The 5,589-nt window shown below is 66.5% G+C and carries 4 protein-coding genes; all 4 read right to left on the bottom strand.

The window, feature by feature from the left end; translation table 11 throughout:
• Nucleotides 1–205 precede the first annotated feature (205 nt).
• The 4 genes from ACK1U9_RS15355 to ACK1U9_RS15340 are packed head-to-tail and all read right to left on the bottom strand — an operon-like array spanning nt 206 to nt 5,338.
• Nucleotides 206–409 carry a formate dehydrogenase subunit delta gene (locus tag ACK1U9_RS15355; protein ID WP_449109991.1) on the bottom strand — a complete coding sequence of 68 codons (204 nt, stop codon included), beginning with the start codon at nt 407–409 and terminating at the stop codon, nt 206–208.
• On the bottom strand, nt 406–3,288 hold the full coding sequence (gene fdhF, locus ACK1U9_RS15350) for a formate dehydrogenase subunit alpha (protein WP_108481854.1): 2,883 nt from the start codon (nt 3,286–3,288) through the stop codon (nt 406–408). The genes ACK1U9_RS15355 and fdhF overlap by 4 nt, the downstream gene beginning before the upstream one ends.
• Complete coding sequence (locus tag ACK1U9_RS15345; protein WP_449109990.1) at nt 3,285–4,862, bottom strand: formate dehydrogenase beta subunit; 1,578 nt, start codon at nt 4,860–4,862, stop codon at nt 3,285–3,287. Before ACK1U9_RS15345 ends, fdhF begins: the two co-directional genes overlap by 4 nt.
• A complete protein-coding gene (locus tag ACK1U9_RS15340) occupies nt 4,856–5,338 on the bottom strand; it encodes a formate dehydrogenase subunit gamma (RefSeq protein ID WP_108481876.1) in 483 nt (160 codons plus the stop codon). The genes ACK1U9_RS15345 and ACK1U9_RS15340 overlap by 7 nt, the downstream gene beginning before the upstream one ends.
• Nucleotides 5,339–5,589 lie beyond the last annotated feature (251 nt).

Genomic DNA, 5,589 nt, shown 5'->3' with positions numbered 1-5,589 from the left:
GGCTTCGCCCGTGTTCGCGGGCAAGCCCGCTCCCACAGGGATCACGCCAGCTTTTAGAAATTGAGCAAGACAGTTGCTCCCACATCAACCGCATTGACCTCAAGCCATGTGCAGTACCTGTGGGAAATTGCCCAGCCCTTGCAGTACCTGTGGGAGCTGGCTTGCCGGCGATGGGCTGCGCAGCAGCCCCTTTCAACACCAAACGCTAGGCCAACGCTTCCCGCACCTTCGGGTCCAGCCCCTCCCCTGCATTGGCCTCGATCCATTGCGCCAGCTGCTGGCGCATCGTCGGCGTCCAGAAGCTCTGCAGATGCTGCCGCACCCCTTGCACCGCCAGCGCCCGGTCTGGCTCGCTGTCGAAGTAATGGGCAATCTGGTTGGCCATCTTGACCAGGTTCTCACTGCTCATCGGCGCACCTCGGCTTTTTCCGCAATACGGCGCTCCTTCAGCAAGCGCCGCTGCTCGTCACTGAAGTCCTGGTAGCGCTTCTGCCACTGCGAAGGCTGGAACACTTTCACCACCTCCACCGCCGTCACCTTGTACTCAGGGCAGTTGGTGGCCCAGTCGGAGTTGTCGGTGGTAATCACGTTGGCCCCCGACTCGGGGAAGTGGAACGTGGTGTATACCACCCCCGGCGCCACCCGGGTACTGACCTTGGCACGCAGCACCGTCTGCCCGGCGCGGCTGCCGATGCCGACCCAGTCACCGTCCTGGATGCCACGGCTTTCGGCGTCGGTCGGGTGGATTTCCAGGCGATCGGCGTCATGCCAGGCGACGTTGCCGGTGCGCCGGGTCTGGGCGCCGACGTTGTACTGGCTGAGGATACGCCCGGTGGTCAGCAGCAGCGGGTAGCGGTTGTTGACCTTCTCCTCGGTGGGCACGTAGCCGGTAAGCATGAAGCGCCCCTTGCCACGTACGAACTGGTCGATGTGCATGGTCGGCGTACCATCGGGCGCTGCATCGTTGCACGGCCACTGCAGGCTGCCGTGGCGGTCGATCTCGGCGTAGCTGACGCGGTGGAAGGTGGGCGTCAGGCGGGCGATCTCGTCCATGATCTCGGACGGGTGACGGTAATTCATCGGGTAGCCCAGGGCATTGGCCAGGGCCACGGTCGCTTCCCAGTCGGCCTTGCCGGCCAGCGGCTCCATGACCTTGCGAACCCGCGAAATACGCCGCTCGGCGTTGGTGAAGGTGCCGTCCTTCTCGAGGAACGAGCTGCCCGGCAGGAACACATGGGCGAACTTGGCTGTTTCGTTGAGGAAGATGTCCTGCACCACCACGCACTCCATGGCCAGCAGGGCCGCCGTGACGTGCTGGGTGTTGGGGTCGCTCTGGGCAATGTCCTCGCCCTGGCAGTACAAGGCCTTGAAGCTGCCGTCCAGCGCCGCTTCGAACATGTTGGGGATACGCAGGCCCGGGTCGGGCTGCAGGGTAACGCCCCAGGCACGCTCGAACTCGGCGCGCACGCCTTCGTTGGAAATGTGCCGGTAGCCGGGCAGCTCGTGGGGGAACGAGCCCATGTCGCACGAGCCCTGCACGTTGTTCTGCCCGCGCAGCGGGTTCACCCCTACCCCTTCACGGCCGATGTTGCCGGTGGCCATGGCCAGGTTGGCGATGCCCATCACCGCGGTACTGCCCTGGCTATGCTCGGTCACGCCCAGGCCATAGTAGATCGCCGCGTTGCCGCCGGTGGCATACAGGCGGGCGGCGGCGCGGATCTGCTCGGCAGGTACGCCACAGACAGGGCCAAGTACTTCGGGGGCATTATCCGCCTGGCTGACGAAGTCGCGCCAGCGGGCGAAATCCGCGGTTTCGCAACGTGCATCGATGAAACGCTGGGCCAGCAGGCCTTCAGTGACAATCACGTGGGCCAGCGCGTTGAGCATGGCCACGTTGGTGCCCGGGCGCAGTTGCAGGTGCAACTCGGCGCGGGCGTGCGGCGAGTCGACCAGGTCGATACGCCGGGGGTCGATCACGATCAGCCGAGCACCCTGGCGCAGGCGGCGCTTGAGCTGCGAACCGAATACCGGATGGGCGTCGGTGGGGTTGGCGCCGATCACCAGCACCACGTCGGCCTGCATCACCGAGTCGAAGCTTTGCGTACCGGCCGATTCACCCAAGGTCTGCTTCAGGCCATAACCGGTGGGCGAATGGCACACCCGCGCGCAGGTGTCGACGTTGTTGTTGCCGAACGCCGTGCGCACCAGTTTCTGCACCAGGTAGGCTTCTTCGTTGGTACAGCGGCTGGAAGTGATGCCGCCGATGGAATCGCGACCGTACTTGAGCTGGATGCGGCGGAACTCGCTGGCGGCATAGGTCACCGCCTCGTCCCAGCTGACTTCCTGCCATGGGTCTTCCAGGCGCTTGCGGATCATCGGCCTGGTAATGCGGTCCGGGTGGGTGGCGTAGCCCCAGGCGAAGCGGCCCTTGACGCAGGCGTGGCCGTGGTTGGCGCCGCCGTTCTTGTCCGGGACCATGCGCACCAGCTGGTCGCCCTTCATTTCGGCGCGGAACGAGCAGCCCACGCCGCAATAGGCGCAGGTGGTGATGACCGCACGCTCTGGCTGGCCCAGTTGCACCAGGCTCTTTTCGGTCAGGGTCGCGGTCGGGCAGGCCTGCACGCAGGCACCGCACGACACGCACTCGGAGGCGAGGAAGTTTTCACCACCCGCGGCCGCCACTCGCGATTCGAAGCCGCGCCCGGTGATGGTCAGGGCGAAGGTGCCCTGGATGTCCTCGCAGGCACGCACGCAGCGGCTGCAGACAATGCACTTGCTCGGCTCGTAGTCGAAATACGGGTTGGATACGTCCTTTTTCTCAGCCAGGTGATTGGCGCCATCGTAGCCATAGCGCACTTCGCGCAGGCCCACCTGGCCGGCCACGGTCTGCAGCTCGCAGTTGCCGTTGGCAGAACAGGTCAGGCAGTCCAGCGGGTGGTCGGAGATGTACAGCTCCATCACGTTGCGGCGCAGGCCGGCCAGGCGCGGGGTTTCGGTGTGCACCACCATGCCTTCGCTGACCGGGGTGGTGCAGGAGGCCGGGTAGCCGCGCATGCCTTCGATTTCTACCATGCACATGCGGCACGAGCCGAAGGCTTCGAGGCTGTCGGTGGCGCACAGTTTGGGGATGCTGGTGCCGAGCATGGCCGCGGCACGCATCACCGAAGTACCGGCGGGCACAGTGATGGCACGGCCATCGATGCTCAGGCTGACCTGTACCTCGCTGTCACGGGCCGGGGTGCCGAAGTCGCTGCTTTTATCAGAAGCGGGGTCGAAGAAATTGATCACTGCGCGGCCTCCGTGTGGGTCAGCCCGAAATCGGCGGGGAAGTACTTCAGCGCGCTGGCCACCGGATAGGCGGTCATGCCGCCCATGGCGCACAGCGAGCCGTATTGCATGGTGTCGCACAGGTCGCGCAGCAAAAGGGCCTGGTCGTGCCGCTCGGTCATGTCGCTGGTGGCGATCAGCCGGTCGACCACTTCCATGCCGCGGGTCGAGCCGATGCGGCACGGGGTGCACTTGCCACAGGACTCCTCGGCACAGAACTGCAAGGCGAAGCGCGCCATGCTGGCCATGTTCAGGGTGTCGTCGGCCACCACCACACCACCATGGCCGAGCATCGCGCCCATGGCGGCGAAGGCTTCATAGTCCAGCGGCGTGTCGAAGTGGCTTGGCGGTACCCAGGCACCGAGCGGGCCACCCACCTGCGCGGCCTTCAGCGGCCGGCCACTTGCCGTGCCGCCGCCATAGCCTTCCACCAGTTCGCGCAGGGTCAGGCCAAAGGCGCGTTCCACCAGGCCGCCCTGGCGGATGTTGCCGGCCAACTGGAACGGCATGGTGCCCAGCGAACGGCCCATGCCGAAGTCGCGGTAGAACGCCGCGCCCTTGGCCATGATGATGGGTACCGAGGCCAGGGTAAGCACGTTGTGCACCAGCGTCGGCAGGCCGAACAGGCCCTGCAGCGCGGGCAGCGGAGGCTTGGCACGGACGATGCCGCGCTTGCCTTCGATGGATTCGAGCAGCGCGGTTTCTTCGCCGCAGATATAGGCGCCGGCGCCGACCCGTACTTCCAGGTCGAAGGCCTGGCCGCTGCCGGCCACGTCGCTGCCGAGGTAGCCGGCGTCACGGGCGATGGCGAAAGCCTGGTCGAGCACGCGGATGGCATCGGGGTATTCCGAGCGCACATAGATGTAGCCCTTGTCGGCACCCACGGCGAGGCCGGCAATGATCATGCCTTCGATCAGCAGGAACGGGTCGCCTTCCATCAGCATGCGGTCGGCGAAGGTACCGGAGTCACCTTCGTCGGCGTTGCACACCACGTACTTCTGGCCTGCTACGGCGTCACGCACGGTGCGCCACTTGATGCCGGCCGGGAACGCCGCACCGCCGCGGCCACGCAGGCCGGAATCGAGCACGGCGGCGACCACCTCGGCACCGTCCAGGGCCACGGCCGCCTCAAGGCCGGCAAAACCACCATGGGCACGGTAGTCGTCCAGCGACAATGGGCGGGTGATGCCGGCGCGGGCGAACAGCAGGCGTTGCTGGGTCTTGAGGTAAGGGATGTCCTCGACCGGCCCCAGGGCCAGTGAATGGCCGCCGGGTTCACCGGGTTCACCGGGCTCACCGGTAAAGGCGTCGAGCAAGGACGGCACGTCGTCCGGGGTGACCGGGCCGAAACCCTGGCGCCCTTGCGCGCTGTCGCATTCCAGCAACGGCTCCAGCCAGTACAGCCCGCGGGAGCTGGTGCGCTGGATGTCCAGCGGCAGCTGGCGGCGCTCGGCCTCCCGCTGCAAGGCATCGGCGACCTGGTCGGCGCCCACGGCACGGGCTACCGAATCGCAGGGGATGTACAGCTTCAGCATGCTGCGTCCTCCCGGCAAGCGTTGACCAGCGCGCGCAGGCGCTCAGGGGTAAGGCGCGCATGCACCTGACCGTCCAGTTCCAGCGCTGGCGAGCAGGCGCAGGCGCCCAGGCAGTACACCGGGCGCAGGCTGATGGCACCATCGGCGCTGGTGCCGTGGTCGTCCAGCGCCAGCTGTTCGCGCAGTTGCGCGGCCAGCGCCTCGGCGCCCCGGCTCTGGCACGACTCGGCACGGCACAGGCGCAGGGTGTGGCGCGCCGGTGGCGTGGTGCGGAAATCGTGGTAGAAGCTGATCACCCCATGCACCTCGGCCAGGCTGAGGTTCAGGGCATGGGCAATTTCGGCGACAGCGGCATCGGGGATGTAGCCGATGTCGTGCTGGATGGCATGCAGGATCGGCAACAGCGCGCCGGGGGTATCCTTGTCACGGGCCAGAATGCGGTGGATCACAGGCAGGTGGAGCAATTCATCAGGCATACAGCGGACCTCGGCATCACGGACCCCGCCTGAATTGTTGTGAGGGCAGGTATCCGGCGTGTTCTGCTGCGGCGCGCCGACCACGTCACGGTTGCGTGGTGCCAGCGGCCTCCTTGCCTGCGGCCGCACGTCTGCGCGCGCTGGTCCGAGGCATCCTGCAAGCATGGCACTTGTGGCGCCGGGGGGTTGCGTGCGAACGACCAGGCGCATCCTGAAACCGACGCGGGTTGTTTCCATGCTATCGCTCGCCT

Source organism: Pseudomonas sp. XP1 (assembly GCF_053557675.1).
The sequence above is the reverse complement of the archived record's forward strand: the minus strand, read 5'-3'. Positions and strand labels throughout refer to the sequence as shown.